At 64.6% G+C, this 20,109-nt stretch carries 16 protein-coding genes and 2 pseudogenes; 6 read left to right on the top strand and 12 right to left on the bottom strand.

Annotated elements, in window-relative coordinates:
- Positions 1-2,881 (bottom strand): annotated as a pseudogene (gene uvrA / locus OR16_RS18275) (excinuclease ABC subunit UvrA).
- A gap of 372 nt (positions 2,882-3,253) precedes the next feature.
- Here uvrA and OR16_RS18270 point away from each other — a divergent pair.
- Together OR16_RS18270 and OR16_RS18265 are read left to right on the top strand one after the other, a co-directional pair.
- A pseudogene (locus tag OR16_RS18270) lies at positions 3,254-4,119 on the top strand (MFS transporter).
- Positions 4,120-4,309: 190 nt separating this feature from the next.
- On the top strand, positions 4,310-4,891 hold the full coding sequence (locus tag OR16_RS18265; RefSeq protein WP_006159421.1) for a single-stranded DNA-binding protein: 582 nt from the start codon (positions 4,310-4,312) through the stop codon (positions 4,889-4,891).
- Between the two features lie 248 nt (positions 4,892-5,139).
- Here OR16_RS18265 and OR16_RS18260 read toward each other — a convergent pair whose 3' ends face one another.
- From OR16_RS18260 to OR16_RS18240, 5 genes are all read right to left on the bottom strand, one after another.
- Entirely contained in the window at positions 5,140-5,961 is an 822-nt protein-coding gene (locus OR16_RS18260) for an acetolactate synthase large subunit (RefSeq protein WP_272942857.1), read from the bottom strand.
- A gap of 269 nt (positions 5,962-6,230) precedes the next feature.
- Positions 6,231-6,578, bottom strand: coding sequence for a cupredoxin domain-containing protein (locus OR16_RS18255; protein WP_043420265.1), 348 nt, complete (start codon positions 6,576-6,578; stop codon positions 6,231-6,233).
- Positions 6,579-6,614: 36 nt separating this feature from the next.
- Entirely contained in the window at positions 6,615-7,559 is a 945-nt protein-coding gene (locus OR16_RS18250; protein ID WP_006159417.1) for a metallophosphoesterase family protein, read from the bottom strand.
- 139 nt (positions 7,560-7,698) lie between these two features.
- Positions 7,699-8,484, bottom strand: coding sequence for an anti-sigma factor family protein (locus OR16_RS18245; protein WP_006159416.1), 786 nt, complete (start codon positions 8,482-8,484; stop codon positions 7,699-7,701).
- Positions 8,484-9,023 carry a sigma-70 family RNA polymerase sigma factor gene (locus OR16_RS18240; RefSeq protein ID WP_006159415.1) on the bottom strand — a complete coding sequence of 180 codons (540 nt, stop codon included), beginning with the start codon at positions 9,021-9,023 and terminating at the stop codon, positions 8,484-8,486. The genes OR16_RS18245 and OR16_RS18240 overlap by 1 nt, the downstream gene beginning before the upstream one ends.
- 384 nt (positions 9,024-9,407) lie before the next feature.
- Between OR16_RS18240 and OR16_RS18235 the strand changes: the two genes are divergently transcribed.
- On the top strand, positions 9,408-10,145 hold the full coding sequence (locus OR16_RS18235) for a hypothetical protein (RefSeq protein ID WP_006159414.1): 738 nt from the start codon (positions 9,408-9,410) through the stop codon (positions 10,143-10,145).
- A gap of 297 nt (positions 10,146-10,442) precedes the next feature.
- Here the strand turns inward: OR16_RS18235 and OR16_RS18230 are convergent, their stop codons facing one another.
- The gene (locus OR16_RS18230; RefSeq protein ID WP_050983015.1) at positions 10,443-10,787 is read right to left on the bottom strand and encodes a DUF4148 domain-containing protein; all 345 of its coding nucleotides are present in this window, start codon (positions 10,785-10,787) and stop codon (positions 10,443-10,445) included.
- 339 nt (positions 10,788-11,126) lie between these two features.
- Here OR16_RS18230 and OR16_RS18225 point away from each other — a divergent pair, with 339 nt between their 5' ends.
- From OR16_RS18225 to OR16_RS18215, 3 genes are all read left to right on the top strand, one after another.
- Complete coding sequence (locus OR16_RS18225) at positions 11,127-11,354, top strand: hypothetical protein (protein ID WP_006159412.1); 228 nt, start codon at positions 11,127-11,129, stop codon at positions 11,352-11,354.
- Positions 11,355-11,564: 210 nt separating this feature from the next.
- The gene (locus OR16_RS18220; protein WP_063709598.1) at positions 11,565-13,262 is read left to right on the top strand and encodes an adenylate/guanylate cyclase domain-containing protein; all 1,698 of its coding nucleotides are present in this window, start codon (positions 11,565-11,567) and stop codon (positions 13,260-13,262) included.
- 183 nt (positions 13,263-13,445) lie between these two features.
- Positions 13,446-14,216: a sulfite exporter TauE/SafE family protein gene (locus OR16_RS18215; RefSeq protein ID WP_006159410.1), complete on the top strand. Its 771-nt coding sequence runs from the start codon at positions 13,446-13,448 to the stop codon at positions 14,214-14,216.
- Between the two features lie 20 nt (positions 14,217-14,236).
- Here OR16_RS18215 and OR16_RS18210 read toward each other — a convergent pair whose 3' ends face one another.
- Genes OR16_RS18210 through OR16_RS18190 form a run of 5 tightly spaced genes read right to left on the bottom strand, consistent with a single transcriptional unit; the run spans position 14,237 to position 20,100 of the window.
- Positions 14,237-15,862 (bottom strand): thiamine pyrophosphate-binding protein, encoded by a 1,626-nt coding sequence (locus OR16_RS18210; protein WP_006159409.1) that lies wholly within the window; start codon positions 15,860-15,862, stop codon positions 14,237-14,239.
- Between the two features lie 8 nt (positions 15,863-15,870).
- Complete coding sequence (locus OR16_RS18205; RefSeq protein ID WP_006159408.1) at positions 15,871-16,857, bottom strand: Bug family tripartite tricarboxylate transporter substrate binding protein; 987 nt, start codon at positions 16,855-16,857, stop codon at positions 15,871-15,873.
- A 26-nt stretch (positions 16,858-16,883) separates the two neighbouring features.
- Positions 16,884-18,611 (bottom strand): L-aspartate oxidase, encoded by a 1,728-nt coding sequence (locus OR16_RS18200; protein ID WP_006159407.1) that lies wholly within the window; start codon positions 18,609-18,611, stop codon positions 16,884-16,886.
- Positions 18,608-19,222 carry a fumarate hydratase C-terminal domain-containing protein gene (locus tag OR16_RS18195; protein WP_006159406.1) on the bottom strand — a complete coding sequence of 205 codons (615 nt, stop codon included), beginning with the start codon at positions 19,220-19,222 and terminating at the stop codon, positions 18,608-18,610. Before OR16_RS18195 ends, OR16_RS18200 begins: the two co-directional genes overlap by 4 nt.
- A gap of 2 nt (positions 19,223-19,224) precedes the next feature.
- On the bottom strand, positions 19,225-20,100 hold the full coding sequence (locus OR16_RS18190) for a fumarate hydratase (RefSeq protein ID WP_006159405.1): 876 nt from the start codon (positions 20,098-20,100) through the stop codon (positions 19,225-19,227).
- Positions 20,101-20,109: the final 9 nt, after the last annotated feature.

The raw sequence follows: 20,109 nt of genomic DNA, 5'->3' as shown, positions 1-20,109 counted from the left end.
TCAGCGGCGCTCGAGCAGCGGCGCCAGGTACTTGCCGGTGAAGCTCGCGCGGCTTGCGGCCACCGTTTCGGGCGTGCCCTTGGCGATCACCTGGCCACCGCCCGCACCGCCCTCCGCCCGCACCGCCCTCCGGGCCCATGTCGAGCAGCCAGTCTGCGGTCTTGATCACGTCCAGGTTGTGCTCGATGATCACCACGGTATTGCCCTGGTCGCGCAGCTTGTGGATGACCTTGAGCAGCAGTTCGATATCGTGGAAGTGCAGGCCCGTGGTGGGCTCGTCCAGGATGTAGAGCGTGCGGCCGGTGTCGCGCTTGGACAGCTCCAGCGACAGCTTGACGCGCTGCGCCTCGCCGCCCGAGAGCGTGGTGGCGGACTGCCCCAGCCGGATGTAGCCAAGGCCCACGTCCAGCAGCGTCTTGAGCTTGCGCCGCACGACTGGCACCGCCAGGAAGAACTCGTGCGCGTGCTCCACCGTCATGTCGAGCACTTCGTGGATGTTCTTGCCCTTGTAGAGCACCTCCAGCGTTTCGCGGTTGTAGCGCTTGCCGTGGCAGACGTCGCATGGCACGTACACGTCCGGCAGGAAGTGCATCTCGACCTTGATCACGCCATCGCCCTGGCAGGCCTCGCAGCGCCCGCCCTTGACGTTGAACGAGAAGCGGCCCGGATCGTAGCCACGCTCCTTGGCCGAGGGCACGCCCGCGAACAGCTCGCGGATCGGCGTGAACAGGCCGGTGTACGTGGCGGGATTGGAGCGCGGAGTGCGGCCGATCGGGCTCTGGTCGACGTTGATGACCTTGTCGAAATGCTCCAGCCCGTCGATGCGGTCATGCGCGGCCGGCTCCGCCGTGGAGCCGTACAGGTGGCGCGCCACCGCGTGGTAGAGGGTGTCGTTGATCAGCGTCGACTTGCCCGAGCCGGACACGCCGGTCACGCAGGTGAGCAGGCCCACCGGGATCTCGGCGCTGACGTTGCGCAGGTTGTTGCCGGTGGCGTTGATGATGCGCAGCAGCTTTTCCTGGTCGGGCGCGGCGCGCTCTTTCGGCACCTCGATGCGGCGCGCGCCGGACATGTACTGCCCGGTGAGCGAATTGGCCGACTGCTCGATCTGCTGCGGCGTGCCTTCCGCCACGATCATGCCACCGTGCACGCCGGCGCCCGGGCCGATGTCGACCACGTAGTCGCAGGCACGGATCATGTCTTCATCGTGCTCCACCACCAGCACGGAGTTGCCGATGTCGCGCAGGTGCTTGAGCGTGCCGATCAGGCGGTCATTGTCGCGCTGGTGCAGGCCGATGGAAGGTTCGTCCAGCACGTACATCACGCCCGTCAGGCCGGAGCCGATCTGCGATGCCAGCCGGATGCGCTGCGCCTCGCCGCCCGACAGCGTGTCGGCGCTGCGCTCGAGCGACAGGTAATCCAGCCCCACGTTGTTGAGGAAGTTCAGGCGCGCGCTGATTTCCTTGACGATCTTGTCGGCGATCTCGCGCTTGGCGCCGTGCATGTCCAACGTGAGGAAATAGGTGAGCGCGTCGCGCAGCGGCCAGCCGTTGATCTCGAAGATGGCGCGCGCCTGGTCGTTCTCGCCCAGCTTGACGTGGCGCGCCTCGGTGCGCAGGCGGGTGCCGTGGCAGGCGGGGCAGGCCTGGTTGTTCTGGTACTTGGCGAGCTCCTCGCGCACCGCGATGGAGTCGGTCTCGCGGTAGCGGCGCTCCAGGTTGGGGATGATGCCCTCGAAGGCATGCTCGCGCACCGTGGTGCGGCCGCGCTCGTTCATGTAGGTGAACGGGATCTCCACGTCGCCCGAGCCGTGCAGCACGACTTCCTGCACCTCGGCCGGCAGGTCCTCGAAAGCCGTATCGAGCTCGAAGTCGTAGTAGGCCGCCAGGCTCTGCAGCATCTGGAAGTAAAACTGGTTGCGGCGGTCCCAGCCCTTGATGGCGCCCGAGGCCAGCGACAGGTTGGGGAAGGCCACCACCCGCTTGGGGTCGAAGAAGGTGATCTGGCCCAGGCCGTCGCAGCTCGGGCAGGCACCCATCGGGTTGTTGAACGAGAACAGCCGCGGCTCCAGCTCCTGCAGCGAGTACGAGCAGATCGGGCAGGCAAACTTGGAGCTGAACCCGTGCTCCTGGTTGGAGTCGATCTCCAGCGCGATGGCGCGGCCGTCGGCCAGGCGCAGCGCGGTCTCGAACGATTCCGCCAGCCGTTGCTTGATGTCCGGGCGCACCTTGACGCGATCCACCACCACCTCGATGGAATGCTTCTCGGTCTTCTTCAGCTTGGGCAGCGCGTCCACCTCGTAGACCACCGCCGGCGCCTCATGCGTGGTGCCGCCGCCCGAGCGGATGCGAAAGCGCACGAAACCCTGCGCCTGCATGGTGTCGAACAGGTCGGAGTGTTCGCCCTTGCGGTTGGCCACCACCGGCGCCAGGATCATCAGCTTGGTGTCTTCCGGCAGCGCCAGCGCGGCGTCGACCATCTGCGAGACGCTTTGCGCCTGCAGTGCCAGGTTGTGGTCGGGGCAGTAAGGCGTGCCGGCGCGCGCGAACAGCAGCCGCAGGTAGTCATGGATCTCGGTGACGGTGCCAACCGTCGAGCGCGGGTTGTGGCTGGTTGCCTTCTGTTCGATGGCGATCGCGGGCGATAGCCCTTCGATCAGGTCGACGTCCGGTTTTTCCATCAGTTGCAGGAACTGGCGCGCGTAGGCCGACAGCGACTCCACGTAGCGGCGCTGGCCTTCCGCGTACAGGGTGTCGAAGGCGAGCGAGGACTTGCCCGACCCGGACAGCCCGGTAATCACGATCAGCTTGTTGCGCGGCAGATCGAGATTGATGTTCTTCAGGTTGTGGGTACGGGCACCACGGATTCTAATTTCTTCCATATACCGATTGTCTTCGCCAGGCAGGGCCGCCGGTCGGGTCGACAGGCCGGGTCTCACGGAATTTCAAGAAAAAAGCATGCCAGCAGGGCTGCAGCCGGCTTCAGGCCAGGCTTTGCCAGCCCGCGCCGGGGCTCGCGGTGTCCGATCCGGACCCGAAAGCGCAGCGGAGCAAACCTGTTAATATACCGAACTTCGGTTTCCGGGGGTTGCTTGGGCCAATTGACTGCGCCCTGCAGCAACGGTGGCAGAAGCGCTGCAACTTCCGCTCCGGCCATGGATAGAAGTTGTCGCCGCCCCGTCAGCATTGGGGTGATGCGGTGCGTGCGCGGTGCACGACCCGGCAATCCGTCATAGAAATTCCCCACGATCGCAATGTCGTCGATCCATAGCTCCTCCCAAGATGCGGCCAAGGCCGACGATTCCAAGGCTCAGCCCGCTGCCGGGCGCGACCGCATGACCGGCATGGAAGTGCGGGCCAGCATCTCGCTCGCCAGTATTTTTGCGCTGCGCATGCTGGGCTTGTTCCTGATCCTGCCTGTGTTCGCCGAATACGCGCATGGCCTGCCCGACGGGCACGACGCCCAGCGCGTTGGCCTGGCCATGGGCATCTACGGCCTGATGCAAGCCTTCCTGCACATTCCGCTCGGCTGGCTGTCCGACCGCATCGGGCGCAAGCCGGTGATGGTGGCTGGCCTGCTGCTGTTCGTCGCAGGCGGGCTGGTGGCGGCGAACTCCGACACGCTGTCCGGCATTATCGTCGGCCGCTCGCTGCAGGGCATGGGCGCGATCTCCGCCGCCATCACCGCCTGCATCGCCGACCTGACCCGCGAGCAGCATCGCACCAAGGCCATGGCCATGGTGGGCGGCAGCATCCGCTCGGCGCGGTCGGTCTCATGACCGCGGTGCAGCTGCTGTTTGCCGCCGTGCACGGCCTGTGGGGCATCGTGGGCGTGCTGCTGCTGTTCTTCGTGGCCTTCAACGTGCTGGAAGCCATGCAGCCCTCGCTGGTGTCGCGTTACGCCGCCGCCGCGCGCGGGGCTGCGCTTGGCATCTACAACACGACGCAGGCGATGGGCCTGTTCCTGGGTGGCGCGGTGGGCGGCTGGCTGCTCAAGCACGAAGGCCGCAGCGCGGTCTTCATCGGCTGCGCCGTGGTGCTCCTGCTCTGGCTTATAATCGCCTGGAACATGAAGTCGCCGCCGGCCCGGAAAAGCAGTGCCCCGGCCGTCGCTGCCTGAAGCTGGCAGCCCGCGGTCATTGGTCCTCAAGGGCTGCCCGCATCACTTCGTATAGCTTTTTGCCGTAGTTAGGCACTAGCATGACCGCGCGCCCGACTTCTTGGCCGGGGGCGCGTTATTCGTTTACGCATCAGTCAAGGCATCGCCACGCCGCTTGCAGCAGAGGGCGTGGCCCTGGGAGAACATTCACATGGCATCGATCAACAAAGTCATCCTCGTCGGCAACCTGGGCGCGGATCCGGAAACCCGCTACCTGCCCAGCGGCGACGCCGTGAGCAACATCCGCCTGGCGACCACCGATCGCTACAAGGACAAGACCAGCGGCGAGATGAAGGAAGCCACCGAGTGGCACCGCATCGCCTTCTTCGGCAAGCTGGCCGAGATCGCCGGCCAGTACCTGCGCAAGGGCTCGCAGGTCTATATCGAAGGCCGCATCCGCACCCGCAAGTGGACCGACCAGTCCGGCGCGGAAAAATACAGCACCGAAATCGTGGCTGAGCAAATGCAGATGCTGGGCTCGCGCCAAGGCATGGGCGGCGGTGGTGGTGGCGGTGGCGACGATATGGGCGGTGGCGGTGGCGGTGGCGGCGATTGCTATGGCGCTGGCGGCGAATCGTCGGGCGGTGGTGGCGGTGGTAGCGGCTACGGCGGCGGTGCGCGCAGTGGTGGCGGCCAGGCTGCCGGTGGCCAGCAAGGTGGTGGCGGTGCCCGCCGCCAGCAGCAGGCTCCGTCGAATGGCTTTGAAGACATGGACGACGATATTCCGTTCTGACCGGAACTTAGCCTAAACCTGTAAGGAAAGACCCCGAAATGAAAGGCCCTGAAATTTTTGTCTAATCAATAGGTTAGGCGGGAATTTGCAGGGCCTTTTTTTTTTGCAGGGCCTTTTTTTGTTCGCTCTCCATCGCTGCCGGATCTTGGTGGGCAGTAAAGAATGCCCTTCGCCACAAGATGGGGGATGGAGTGAATGCCTTCTCAGTTCGCGAGGTTCGCCTGGAGCGTGGCGAACGTCTTGCCCGCCTAACTTACTTCGACGGTTCCAGAGTCTTCAGGTCTGTCATGGAAGGCTTGAGCATCGCGCGGTTGCCGGCCGACCTGCTCGGCAAAGTAAGGCAGGCGTTCAACCGGCACGCGCTCGGCACCGCGCTGCAAGCGGGGAGCGAACGTGTCGCAAAGCAGTCGTGCGCCGGTCTTTGCCGCGATTCGTCCTGCGGCCCGCAGGCCTTCTTCGCGCAAGGCATTGCCTCTCAGCAAGATGGCGGTCTTCACGCCGTGCTGGACGAGTGCTGCGATGTGCTCGATCGTGCCGTCGCCGACGCGCGCAGGTACCGGCACAGGCAAAGGTGCCGCCACGGTATCGGCCTTGCCCCACGCTGTGTCCGCAGGCAGGATCAGCGTCGCAATCTGCTCCGGCGCCTCCATTGACGCTTGTACCGCGCGCGCCGCGTCGGCACCGACCGTCAACGCGCTGGTCGACGAGTGAGTCCAGTGCGACACCGGCCGGGCGAAGCCCTTGATATCGGAAGTCAGCGGCGATTCGTACCGGGAATGTGACGTTGCATGGCCGCCAACGATGGTCACGACGGGGCTCGATGCCCGCCGGGCGTTATGCAGGTTGGCCAGGCCGTTGGCCAGCCCGGGGCCCAGATGCAGCAGGGTACAGGCGGGCTTGCCCGCCATTCTCCCGTAGCCGTCGGCTGCGCCGGTTACGACACCTTCGAACAGGCCGAGGACCGGTCGCATTCCTTCAACCGAATCCAGCGCTGCGACGAAATGCATCTCCGACGTGCCGGGATTGCCAAAGCAGACGTCCACGCCGCTTGCAACCAGTGAGCGCAACAGATTTTCCGCACCGTAGAGTGGCGCTCACCGGAAATTGGCGTCTATCTCCTGATGCCATCGAGAAAATTCCTCGAAGCGAAGACGCGGGCGTGGATGGAGCTCTTGAAGGCTGAGCTTCCCGCCGCGCTGGAGCGCGATGCCGGCAAGTGAGATGGTCAGCGTGGCGCGCGGCCGGGGGCCGCGGTCAACTTCGCGACTGCCCCGTCCTGTAACCCTGGGTTCCGACCGGTTTCCTGACTGCCGGCGGCGCTAGCTCCTGGAGCGAGTACCTACTGGACGGTGATTGTCGCCATCATATTCGGGTGGATACCGCAGAAGATCTTGTAAACCCCCGGTTTGTCGAACTTGAATTTGTAGGTGTCGTTCTGATCGAGCGCGCTGGAGCGGAACAGGCCGGCATCGTTGACAATCGTGTGCGGTTCGCCGTCGAGATTTTTCCAGGTCACGGTCGAGCCGGCTTTGATCGTGAGCGACATCGGCGAGAACATGAAATTCTTCACAACGACGACATTGTTCTCCTGCGCTTGCGCGACGGAGAACCCGGAAACCGATGCCGCCATGAGCATCCCGAGCGCGAGGGGGACGACGAGGGCGCGGCGAAGTATTGTCGTTAGCATGATTTGGGTCCTGGTGGGTGAGCCGTGTCTGGCAAGTCAGGCGAGCGTCGTGTCGGCAAGCGTCGCCTGGAGCGGGTGGCGCATGATCTTGATGCTGGTCACGCCGAGCATCCTGGGAAGCTGATCGCCCGGTACCGTCAGCGGCATGGGCCCGGGCCCATCGCCGGCCGTCGGTTGCGGATAGGCGGTCGAGCGCGCTGTGTGGAAGGTGATATTGCCTTCCACCTTCGAGACGATCTGGTGGATATGCCCGTTCAAGACAGTGACCGAACCGAAGCGCTTCAGGTAGCCCATCGCCTCGCCGGCATCGCCGGTGCCCCATCCCCACGGTTGATAGATCGTCCACATCGGCATGTGCGCGAAGACGACGATCGGCGTGCTGGACGAGCGGCCGCTCAGATCGGCTTTCAGCCAGGCGAGCTGGTCGTCGCCCAAGCCCCCCAAGCCGTTCGGCTTGAAATGCATCACGTTGACCAGGCCGATAAAGTGGACGCCGCTGTGGTCGAAGCTGTAGTAGCCCTTGTTGCCGGAGGCCTGACCGAAACGCTTGAAGTATTCCGTCCCAGGCCCATCGGTCACATCATGCTCGCCGGGTACGGTATGCAACTCGGTGATATTCAGCCCCGACATCAATTGGGCCGCGTGGTCGAACTCTTCCGCCTTGGAAAGATGCGTAATGTCGCCCGTGTGGATCGTCAGCGCTGGCTTGACCGGCATGGCATTGACGAAGTCAATGGTCTGCTTGAGCGTCCCCGCGACGTCGGGGTTGGCTTCCTTGTTGAAGCCAATATGCGTGTCGCTGATCTGCAGGAAAAGCGGGATGCCGGCGGCAACCGTCTGCCCCTTCCCTGCGGCGGCAAGGGCCAGTTCCACCGGCGCGAGAACGCCGCCGGCCAGGACAAAGACGGTGCCCGCGCCACCGAAAGCGAGACACTTCAACGCGCCGCGGCGCGACGGATTGGATGGATGATTTGACGACATATTGCCCTCACGAGACAGGTTCGAGAGGCAGGTCGCCGGACCATCCGGCGGGCCTCCCGATTGGGTTCACGGAGAAGACCGCCGGGCCATCCGTTTTATTCCACTGTTTTATTCCACCGTGGGCACCGCGCCGCGCAGGCTAGGAAGCGGGATGCGCGCGCAGGTCCGTGACGAAGCCGTTCAGTTCAGCTTCGCCGGCATCGGTGATCGCCCAGTAATTCATGCCTGCGGCACTCCAGTGGGCGAGGTGATAGCCCTGCTGCGCGTATATGCGAGGCGTGGTGCCCGCGTCGTTGCCCGGCCACACATAAAGATTGATCGGATGCAGCTTGTAGCGATAGATCATCACGGCGACCGGCCGCCCGTTCAGGTAATCCAGCCGCCCGCCGACCAGCGGATACCCCTGCTGCACAAGATCGACCACAGGCGGCGCAAAGTCCACCTTGCCGTCAAACCATGGCTTGACCGTATGCCGGTCGGTTGAAATCACATCGGAGAGGTGATTGACCTGCAACGAGCGAATATGGTTATCCACCAGTTCCTGGGTCAGGCGCGTCTCGCTCGATGGCACCGAGAGGTACAGCCCTACGCTCCAGGTCAGCGCAACCACACTCATCAACATCGCGCCAGCTGGCGCCCAGGGCAGCGACCCACCGCCGCTCCACCGACCGAATCGCTCACCCAGCCGCTGCCAGAGCGGGCGGCGCACCGGCAGCGCTGCCTTGATGCGTTTCACCAGTTCCTGCGGCGCCTCTACACGCAAATCCGCCTGCCGCAGCTGCGCACTCACCTGGCGGTGTTGTGCATAGACCTGCTGGCACTGCCTGCAGTCAGCAAGATGGCGCTCGAATTCGAGCGCTTCAGACAGGCTCAACTCCTGGTCGAGATAGCCCGGCAGTAATTCGAACGCTTGTTGGTGATCCATCACGCCTCCTGATCCGTCGGGGCGAGCAACGCCGCGAGGTGCTGGCGGCCTCGGCCCAGGCGAGACATCACCGTGCCGATCGGGATGCCCACGATGGTGGCGATTTCCTTGTACGACAAGTCTTCCAGCTCCCGCAGCACGACAACCTCCCGGTACTCCAGCCGCAAGCCCTGCAACGCCTTGTGCACCCGCTTCTGGCTCTGGCTGCGTATGAGCATCGCTTCAGGACTGTCGTCATGGTCAGCGGCACTGGTCTCAAGGCTATGCATGTCTTCCTCGAACATCATGGTTTCCGCGGCATGCCCCCGGTTTTGCTGATGCCAGGTGTAGAAGGTGTTGCGCACAATGCTCAATAGCCATGCACGGGCATCCTCTCCGCGGAATCCGCCAAAAAACCGGAACGCGCGCAGGTATGCCTCCTGCACCACGTCCTGGGCATCCTGGTCGTTATGCGTCAGCCATCGCGCAACATTGAAGGCCGAGTTCATATGCGGCAATACAAGCATCTCGAAGCGCTGCGCGGTGTCTGGATCGGCCATTGTGAAGTTTCCGCTGTAACCGCAATCCGTGACCGGCAGTGCGTTAACAACAGGACTGCCGGCTTGCCATTTTTATTCCCGGAATCGTCGCCTGAATCGGATCCCATGTCGATTTGGCATGGCAAGCGCCGCTCGCGTGATCTGTGCGCCGCTTATGTCCATCCTCTTCCCGGGCAGCCGCACCCGCACCACCGGCGATCCGCCCGCGCGTCGCCAGCGGATGACTGCGTGCATGAGCGGGAATATCCGGCGACGCAACGGCGTCTACTCATTGCAGTTCAAGAAGGCGGGCTGCGTCCGATTGCCGGAATTGCGGCTCGGCAGCCGCTGTGCAAGAAGTTCTCTCCACATTGCGTATCAAAGGGGGCGAAAGTGCAACAAACCATGCGCCGCTTGCAGCTCGGATCGGGCGTTGTGCTGCTGATCTACCTCTTTCTCCACCTGGCCAATCATGCGCTCGGGATCTGGTCGCTGGATCTTGCCGGGCGCGGTCTCGTGCTGGCTCTGCGGCTCTGGCATAGCGTGCCCGGAACGATCCTGCTGTACGGGTCGGCCTCCCTGCATTTTGCGCTGGCGCTGCGCACAGTCTACGGGCGCCACCACTGGACGCTGCCGGCCACCGAATGGATCCGCCTTTGGGCGGGACTCAGCCTGCCTTTGCTACTTATCCGCCATGCGGTCGCGACCCGGCTCGCCACCTCTCTCTATGGCTTCGAACCGAACTATGAGCGAGTCGTTATCCTGCTGATCACGAGCGGCACGCAAGGCTTGCAGGTTGCATTGCTCGCTCCGGGCTGGGTACACGGTTGCCTGGGGCTGTGGATCCGCCTGCGCCATCACGCGATGGTGCGCCGCGCGAAGCCTGCACTGCTCGCTTTGCTCGTGCTCCTGCCACTGGCATCGGCGGCCGGCCTTGTCCGGATGACCCGGGCCGTCATGGCGAGCCGAGCTGTCCTCCCGGCGCCCGATCCGAAACTGGCCGCGCATCAGATCGCTCTCGATGCGTGGCGTCACAATCTCGTCATCCTCTACCTGCTGCTGATCACCAGCGCGTTCGTGGCCGGCCAGTTGCGCAATCGGCTTGCGCGTCGAAGGTCGCAAAAAGCATCGCTCAATGCCTGATTTACAGCGTTAAAGATAACGCGCATACAGCCGAAAGACAGGTGCTATTTCCACCCTAAAATTGGCCGCAGCGGACATTAGTTGATCAAGAGGTAGTAAAAGAGAAGGCCGATGGCAATGATGCCAACGGCATTCCAAAATTTGAACTGGTCGCGATTCATGATCCCATCCGCTCTGGATTGGTACGAAAAAAAGCCGTTGATCCCATCCGCTCTGGATTGGTACGAAAAAAAGCCGTTCAATTGCCCTGCCAGCCGTATCCTCTTTCGAGAAACCGTGTGCGACCTGCGCGCGCGATCAAGGCATGGGCTTCGTCCGTGCGGTCTGGTCTTCACCGGTCTGTGCTGCCTGGCTTCCACTCACTAGCGCATTCCTCTGCGCTTGATGTTTGGCTTCCAGCCTTTGTTCCGCCGCTTGAATGTCGGCGGGGTAGTCACCATTGTCGCCTTGGGAAGGGTTGTAACCGACCGACTCCAATTCCTCGAGTTCATGCCGCACTTCTGCGCGAGTGACTGGATGCGTGCCGGGTTCGGGCGACGTTTGTGCGTATACACAAGCCGAGGTTGCCATCAACGCAGCGCTCACGATGAGTGAGCCGCGCATGGGCAGGACGAAAAGCCGATTCAGCGAATGCGATTTCATGTCGATACTCCTTGGTTCTTCGAGCGAGAGAAGCCCGCGATCGACTCGACTGCGCGGCATGACGCTCTGCATGGGTTAACCGCGGAGCCGGTCTCCTTATTCCCCGATTTCTTTGGCAGAAAAAAAGCATGCCAGGGCACTGGAATCTCCCTTGCCCGGCGGCCGCGTCAACAGCTTGAGCGGGAATAAAACGGGTGGCCGCGCGGTTCTACAAATGCACGGCGAACCAGTTCTCGGGATTGATCAATATCCCGGAAACCGGAAGCGAGTTGCGTGCCCAGGCGTAGCCTTCACGGCGATGCGCTTTGGAAGCTATCCCTACTGTATTTGGAGATCGTCATGAAAATCCTGATTTCGGCCGCTGTCGCGGCATTGGCTTCGTTCGCAGCCCTGGCCCATGCATCCAACATCCCCACCGATGCCGCAACCTCAGACAGTAAAACCCATATCAACGGGCCGCGCGATCCCTACACGGATGGCGCGAAAGCAGGCAGGTTCGACGTTTATTCCGACGGCGCGAAAATCACGGATCGGCGCGATCCGTTCACCGACGGCGCGCACGGCTAAGACGCTGCCAGTACCGCAGGCGGCATAAATGAAAATAAAAAGAGAAAGGGCGGGGCTGCGGCCCGCCCGTATCGCGCCAGAGCCCGGGAATTGCCAAGGCCCTCAGGCGCGTGCCCTGCCCATTGGCAGTGATGCTAACCTAGCGTGCGCTCGGCAGTGTCAGCGCTTGGTGGCAAGCGCTGACGCATCGGGATGCGTGGAGGGTAGCGCATGTCACACTTTCCCTATCTTCAAAGGTTGCGGCCGGCGGGTGTGCGGTCGGTTCGCCTGACCACCGGGCTGGTGCTGTTTACCTACGTGGGTACGCACCTCCTGAATCACTCGCTGGGGAATATCTCGCTCGCCTGGCTGGAGCGCGGCCTGCTTGTGCAGAAGTTCATCTGGCAGGGATCGCTTGGAACGGCCGTGCTGTACAGCGCGCTGGTGACGCATTTCTTCCTGGGTCTGTGGGCGCTGTACGAACGGCGCTCGTTGCATTGGACGCCGGGCGAGGTGGCGCAGCTCGTCCTCGGCTTGTGCATACCGCCACTGCTAGCCAACCATGTTGCGAATACGCGGATTGCCTTTGCCGAGTTTGGCCTGAACAAGGGTTACGCGCAGTTGCTGTACTCGTTCTGGATCGCTTCGCCGTTCTTTGGCCGTGTGCAACTGATGCTCCTGGTGGTTGCCTGGCTGCATGGCTGTTACGGCATCTGGTACTGGTTGCGCTTGAAACCATGGTTTGGTGCGTGGCGGAGCGTGCTGCTGAGCGTTGCCGTGCTGCTTCCGGTGCTTGCGCTGCTAGGCTTCTTGCAAGGCGGGCGCGAAGTGATCGCGCTCGCGCAGGATCCCGTCTGGCGCGCCGCGGCGACCCGCCCGGCGATCATCGGAACCGATTTGCAGAATCTCTGGCTGGCCGGACTGCGCAACGATTTCTTGCTCTTCGATGGGGGTGCGCTGCTGCTGGTGCTCGCAGCGCGGCTGGTGCGCACGGTGCGGGAGCGCCGGGTCGGGCGGCTCTGCATCATGTATCCGGACGGGCGAAAGGTACTCGCGCCGCTCGGGTTTTCGGTGCTGGAGGCTAGCCGCATGGCCGGCGTTCCCCATGCCAGCACCTGCGGTGGCCGCGCCCGCTGTACGTTGTGCCGGGTGCGCGTGCTAAGCGCCGTGCCGCTGCCCGCGCCGGCCGAGGCGGAGCGGCGCGTTCTGGAGCGGCTGGGAGCGGATTCGCGGACAGTGCGCCTCGCCTGCCAGTTGCGGCCGACCCATGCGCTCTCCGTGTGGCCACTGGTGCCTCCTGCCGCCTCCACGGCCTTCCTGCAGCGGCGCCAGCGGGACGTCATGCCGCAAGAGCGCTTCGCGGCGTTCATGTTCGTGGATATGCGGGATTCCACAAAGCTCGCGGCGGCACAACTACCGTTCGACAGCATCTTCATGGTCAGTCGCTTCCTGAGTGCGGTCTGCGCCGCGGTGGTCCAGGCGGGCGGTCTGCCAAACCAGTTCCTGGGGGACGCGGTGCTCGCGATCTTTGGCTTGCACAGCGAGCCCGCCGTGGCCTGTCGTCAGGCGCTCAGCGCAGTGCCGCTGGTCGCAGCCAATATTGACGAACTCAACGCCGTGCTCAAGCAGCAGTTGCAGACGCCAATCCGCTTTGGCATTGGATTGCATTGCGGCCGGGCCGTCATGGGCGAGATTGGTTTCCGCGAGCATGTCACGTTCACGGCGATTGGCGACCCGTTGAACGTGGCCTCGAGACTTGAGCAGTTGACAAAAGAAATCGCTTGCGAGGCGATCGTCTCGGAACAGGTCTTCCAGCATGCCGGCGTTTCGGCCGCAGGCCTGCCGCAGCTTGCCGCGCGCTTGCGAGGCCACGATGACCCGGTGCCCGTCCGCGTGCTGTCCAAGGCGGCGCAGATGCCTCGGGCCTGACTGCGCGCTCTGCGCCACGCTCACCGACCGCCGATGTCAAGCGCTGATCTGCGAGCGGCAGGGGCGATAGCCATCTCGTGGCTGTAGCCGTTCTCGTCAAATCATATAGATGAGCTGGTTGACTCGGCAAGGAGTTGCCTCCTATCATGGGACTGCCCCCGCATCGCTCCTTGCCCGCCTATTTTGCTGATCGAATCCCTCCTGTCGCAGACCCAGCTGACTCCCCTGGAACTCGCCTGCCTGGTGCCGATCGTGCTGTGGGCCTATACGATCTTCGGGCTCACCGGCTTCGGCTCTTCCATCATGGCGATGCCGCTGCTCACGCAGATCGTTCCGCTGCGCACCGCGGTGCCGATGATCCTGTTCTTCGATCTTGTCGCGGGAACCCTGCTGGGCATGCGCAGCCGTAGCCAAGTGCATGTGGGCGAGTTGCGCAGGCTGATGCCGAGCGTGCTGGTGGGCATGATCTCGGGCCTGGCGCTGCTGATGTTCGCGCCCGAGCGTCCGCTGCTGCTGTTGCTCGGTTTGTTCGTGCTGCTGTATCCCGCGTGGAACCTGCTGTTCAAGCGCGGCTTCAGCGAGCTGGATCCGCGGCTGTCGGTGCCATTCGGCGTAGTAGGGGGCATGCTGACCGCGATGTTCGGTACCGGCGGCCCGCTGTACACAATCTACCTGGCAGGACGGTTGCGCGACGCCGCGCAGTTGCGGGCCACTACCAGCACGCTGATCGTGCTGACGGCGTTCGGCCGGCTGATCCTTTTCGCGGTAGCGGGACTCTATGCCAATGCCGCGATCTTCACGCTGGCGGCGATGCTGATGCCGTGCGCCATCGCCGGCTACTTCATGGGCGGCTGGCTGCACCGGCGTATCGCGCCGGCCAAGGTCATCCGCGTCGTATGGGCCATCCTGATCGCTGCCGGCTTCGGCCTGGTTTATCGCAGCGCGCTGGGATAGGGCCTGGCGCGCCGCGCTTTTCACTTGCGTGCCACGACCGGCGCGGGCACCCCTTCCATTTGCACATTGACGCAGGCCGGCCGGCCCGATGCAATGGCGCGCTGCACGGCAGGCAACAACTGCTCCGGCGCCTGCACGAATTCACCGTGTCCGCCGAATGCCGCGCAGACCTGGTCGTATCGCGTGGGCAGCAGTTCGCATCCCACCAGCCTGTCCTTGCCGTAGCTGTTGAGCTGGATCTGGTACTCCGCGTTCCAGCGCGCGTCGTTGCCGACCACGGCGACGAAGGGCAGGCCGTAGCGGACTGCCGTGTCGAACTCGGCGATATGAAAGCCCGTGGTGCCGTCGCCCATCATGGCGACGACCGGCGCGTCCGGCTTGGCCACGCGCGCCGCCAGCGCCATTGGCAGGGCGCTGCCGATGGCGCCCGCCGGCCCGTTGATGACGCGGTGCGGCGCTTGCAGGCAGGCTTGCGCCCACTGCCCGAATTCGCCACCGTCGGAGACCAGCACCGCCTCCGGATGACTGTCCAGGATCGGCTGCAGGGGGCTACAGACCTGGACCGGGTGCAGCGCGCCCCGCGACGATGCGGTCTTCCATGCTTCGGGACGATAGCGGATGGCAGCCTTCACATCTTCAAGCCATGCGTAATGCTGCTCCCGGCCGGCCGCGCAGGCGATCAGCTGCGCGATGGCGCTGCCGACATCCGCGCGCCGCGCGAGCAGCAAGCGGGCGCCAGCCGCACGGCGGCTGCGTTCCAGCTCGGCATCGTCCGCATCGATCTGCAGGAAGTTGCAGTCGGCCGCGAAGGAAGGGGGCCGTCCGAACTTCAGCGTGAAGTCGAGGCGCTTGCCCAGCAGCAAGATGCAGTCGGCCTGCGCCAGCATCTGCCCGAATGCGCCAAGGCTCGGATCGTTATTGCCACGTGGGCTTTCCATGCCGACGACGGGAATGCCGGTGCGCGCTTCCAGCTCCGCGGTGCGGCTGCGCCCGCTTGCGGTGAGCCAGGTGGGGCCGGCAAGGATCAGCGGGCGCCTTGCCGCTGCCAGTGCCGCCAGCACCTCGGACGCGGTCCGCGCATCGAACACAGGCGCTTCCTGAGGCGTAGCGATCGAGGCAGGCTCGCCAGCGCGGGTCACGGCATTCTCCAATGCATCGGTGGGCAGGCTCAAGTGCACCGGGCCGGGCCGCCCGGATTGCGCGATGCGCATGGCCAGCGCGATATCGGCAGCAACGGTGTCAGCGCTGGCGCTGGCCCACGACGCCTTGGTGACTGGTGCGGCCATTTCGGCTTGCCGCATTTCCTGGAAGGCCCCCAAGCCGCGCTGGCTGTTCGGCGCATGGCCCGACAGCAGCACCAGCGGCGCCTCCGACATTTGCGCGGTGTAGAGCGCGGATATCGCGTTGGCGTGACCGGGCCCGCCGGTGACCATCGCCACGCCGACTTCTCCCGTGAGACGCGACCACGCATCGGCCATGTGCACGGTGGCGGCTTCATGCCGCGTGTGGATCAATGCGATTTCCGCGTCCAGGCAGGCATCGAAAACCGGCATGATGTGATTGCCCGACAAGGTGAATATGCGCCTGACGCCGGCCTTGGCCAGCGTGCCTGCCAGCGCATCGGCGCCGCGATGGGACTTCGCCATTGGAGTTCCTATTTGAGCTGGATGTTGAGGGACTTGCCCAGTTGCTCGTACATCGTCACCTGGGCTTCGACAAACTTGTGCGTCTCGGATGGCGACATGACCATGGGGATCGAGGCAATGGTCAGGACCCCGGTCTTCCACTGCGGATCGCTCGCGACCTTCGGCAGCACCGTCGCCCATTTTTCCACCAGGCTCGGGTCCATGCCAGGTGGGCCATACAGCGCGCTCCAGCCGTTGAGCGCTTCTAGCCGGGGATGGCCGGTCTCGCTTGCGGTCGGCACGTCGGGCAGGTCCGGCAGGCGCTGCGGCGAGGTGGTCACCAGCGCGCGCAGTTTCCCGCCCTTGATGTTACCGATCAATGCGGTCAGGTTATTGCAGGTGAAATCGACCTCGCTGGAGAGTACCGCCGCGGTAGCTTCTCCGCCGCCCTTGTAGGCGACCTGTACCACGGCCAGTTTGTCGAGCCGCGCCGATTGCAACAAGGCCTGGGTGGTCAGGTTCAGCACTGTGCCGGGGCCGGAGGTGCTGTAGTTCAGCTTGCCGGGCTGCCTGCGGATGGCGGCGAGCAGGTCGTCCAGCGTCTTGTAGGCGGCTGCCGTCCTGACCACGCAGACCACAGGGTTCAACTCCAGCAGCCCGAGCAGCGTGAAGTCATTCCACTTGTAGCCCAGGTCGGGCTGCAGCGCCGGCAGGATCGCCTGCGCGCCGACGCGGCCGAGCAGCAGCGTCTGCCCGTTCGGCTTCGCGTCGCGCACGAACTGCGAGCCAATGGCGCCGCCGGCCCCGGCCTTGTTGACGACCACCAGGGTTTCGCCGTTCACGTTCCTTACCCCGGCGGAGAGGTTGCGCGCCGAGAGGTCCGCATCTCCGCCCGCGCTGTAAGGCACCACAACGGTAATCGGCCGCGCAGGGGCGCTTTCGGCCGATGCAAGGCTGCCAACGCAGAGCAGCATGGCGGCGAGCGCCGCCGCGCGCAGTGTCTTCTTCTTGTTCATTGAGTCTCCTCCAACTACGCACTACATCAGGCCGCCTCCTCCAGGATCGTCTGCCCCGGAGCCACGCGGGTAAATTGCACGGGAGAGCGGGTCAGCTGCAGCATGCCGTCGCGCTGGCGCACCACGGTGAAGCTGGACCCGGGCAGGTCGCCGGTGGCCGGGAAATCCTCGCGGAAATGCGCACCGCGCGAATCCTCGCGGGACAGGGCGGCTTCCACGATGACCTGGCTTACGCCGATCAGGCTGCCTAGGTTCATCCAGTCGTGCCACGTGACGTTGAACGCGCGATGGCCGTCGGCGACGCCGGTTGCCTTGAGCGCCTGTTCCAGTTCCGCGAGGCGTTGACGAGCCCGCAGCAAGCCGTCGCGCGTGCGCATGATGCCGACGTCATCCCACATGCAGTCGAACAGCGCCTCGCGGATCGGCTCCAGGCTGCCAGCGGGCTTGCCGAATGGCGCTTCCATGGCGCCGATAGCGGCTGCGATCGCGGCTTCGTCGGGCGCGCGCAGCGTGTTGTTGCGCCGCGTCCAGGCAGCCATGCTGTCGCCGGCGATGCCGCCGAACACGGTTGAGTTGGCGACGCCGTTGCCACCCAGGCGGTTCGCGCCATGCACGCCGCCGGTGTCTTCGCCGGCGGCAAACAGGCCGTGCAGCTCCGTGCTGCAGTCGGGGCGGAACTGCACGCCGCCCATCATGTAGTGCGCGGTGGGCACTACCTCGACGAGATCGCCGGCGAGGTCGAAGCCGCAGTCGCCGCAGCGCTCGACCATGCCCTTGAACTGCTTGCGCACCTTGTCGGGCCCGAGGTGCCCCATTTGGATATACACGCCGCCGTTGGGTGAAGTCCGGCCCGCGCGCATCTCGGCATAGATGCCGCGCGACACGATGTCGCGCGTGGCGCGTTCGCCGCGCGGATCGTAGTTGTGCATGAAGCGTTCCTTGTCGCCATTGAGCAGGTGGCCGCCGGCGCCGCGCAAGCCTTCTTCCAGCACGGTGCCGGTCATGCGCGTGTCCTTGCCCGCCAGCAGTCCGGTGGGGTGGAACTGCACCATCTCCATATCGCGCAGGGGCAGGCCGGCGCGCAGCGCCATCGCCAGGCCGTCGCAGCTCTTGTCGCCCGAGGGCGTGTGGAACTTGTACATGGTCGGCCCGCCGCCCGTGGCCAGCAGCACGGCCTTGGCCTGCACGAACACGAATTCGCCGCTGCGCATGTCGATCATCAGCACGCCGGATAGCGACTTGCCGTCTGTCGTCTTGATCAGCTCGACGGCACGGTGTTCTTCCAGCCGGTTGATGCCGCGGCTCCAGACCTGCTCGGCCAGGCGGTTGATGATCTCGATGCCGGTCAGGTCGCCCTTGTGCACGGTGCGGTCGAAGGTCTGCCCGGCGAATGCCTTCTGATGGACCGTGCCGTCCGGGTTGCGGTCGAAGAAGCAACCCAGTTCGTTCTCGAGTTCGTGGATGCGCTCGACGGCCTTGGTGACCAGCGTCCACGCCAGGTCCTGGTCGGACAGCCACTTGCTGCCTTCCACGGTGTCCATGAAGTGGCGCTCGACGGAGTCGCCCTGCGCCAGCGCCACGTTGTAGCCGCCCTGGACCATGCGCGTGCAGCCGCATTTGCCCAGCAAGCCCTTCACGGCCACGGTGATCGACAACTCCGGCGCTTGCTGGTGCGCGTGCAGCGCGGCGAACAGGCCCGCGCCGCCGGAGCCGAGGATCAGCACGTCGGTCTGCAGTCGCTTGATGGTCTTCATGGCTTTGCCACTCCCAGGCTGGCCAGCACGGCGGCGCGCTGGTCGGCGGTGTTCTGTTTGACGGCGGTGTAGAGACTGTTGCCGTGGCTGTCCATGGCCACCAGCAGCGGGCCGAAATCGCGGATGCGAAAGCGCCACAGCGATTCGGGATTGAGGTCGTCGAGATCGACATCCTCGATCTGTTCTATCCACGTGGTCTCCAGCGCCGCCGTGCCGCCGATGATTGCCAGGTACACGCCGCCCAACTCGCGGAATGCATCGAGCGAGCTTTCGCGCATGCCGCCCTTGCCGACGATCATGCGTACGCCGTTGCGCGTCATCAGCGGCCGGGTGAAGCGCTCCATGCGGTCGGAGGTGGTGGTGCCGATGCAGATCGGCTGGTAGCCGGCGGGATGCTCGGGGCTGGCCGGCACCCTGCGTACATTGGGCGCGGTATGGATGACCGCGTGGCCGCGGAGATCCAGGCGCGTCGTGCGGCCGCGGTCGAACATATGGATCTGGGTGGCGTCGCGGATGCCGAACAGCGTACGCTGCAAGGTCACCGTGTCGTTGACGCGCAGTTGACGGATCTGTGCCTCCGTCACGGGCGTGGAGAGCTCGAAGTGCGCCATGGTCAGAATCCGTAGCTGATGCCGTCAGCGGTGAAGGTGGCACAAGCGCGCCGCGCGGAATGGCACTGCATGTTGACGGCAATGGGGTTCATCGTGATATGCGTTGAGGCCAGCTCGATATGCACCGCGAAGGCGGTCGCATCGCCGCCCAGGCCCTGCGGGCCGACACCGAGCTGGTTCACGGCCCGCGACAGTTCCGCTTCGAGCGCGGCGCCATCCGGGTCCGTGCATCGCGTGCCGAGCGCGCGAGTTGCAGCGCGCTTGGCCAACGCCACGCACAGGTCCGATGTGCCGCCCAGGCCCACGCCGACGATGGTCGGCGGGCAGGTCTTGCCGCCGGCGGCGATCACGCTGTCGATGACGAAGGTCTTGACGGCATCCATGCCTTCGGCGGGGATCGCCATCTTGAGAAAGGAGTTGTTCTCCGAGCCGCTGCCCTTGGGCACCATCTCCAGCGTCATGCGCCCCGGCGTGTCGTCGAAGTCGATATGGATCACCGGCACCTCGATGCCGCAGGAGCTGTGGTTGTTCTTGCGGGTCAGCGGATGCACCACGGAAGAACGCAGCGGGTGCTCGCGCGTGGCGCGCTCGCAGCCGCGCCGGATGGCCTGCTTGAACGCATGCCCGTCGACCGCGATGCCGGTGCCGATCGTCATGTTGTAGATCGGCACGCCGGTGTCCTGGCACAGCAGGTTGTCGGTCTCCTCCGCGATGCGGATGTTCTTGCTCATGGTGGCCAGGACGCTGCGCGCGGTGGCGGAGGTTTCGTTCTCCTGCAGTTGCGCGATGCCGTCCTTGACGTCGGGCGGTAGTATCTTCAGCGCGCGGATATACAGTTCCCTGGCCGCGTCTTCCAGTAGGGAGAGATCAATGTTCATGCCTGTCCT

Origin of the sequence: Cupriavidus basilensis OR16, assembly GCF_000243095.1 — a bacterium.
Taxonomy (GTDB): Bacteria; Pseudomonadota; Gammaproteobacteria; order Burkholderiales; family Burkholderiaceae; genus Cupriavidus; species Cupriavidus basilensis_D.
Note: the sequence above shows the minus strand (reverse complement) of the source record. Positions and strands in the feature narration are given on the sequence as shown.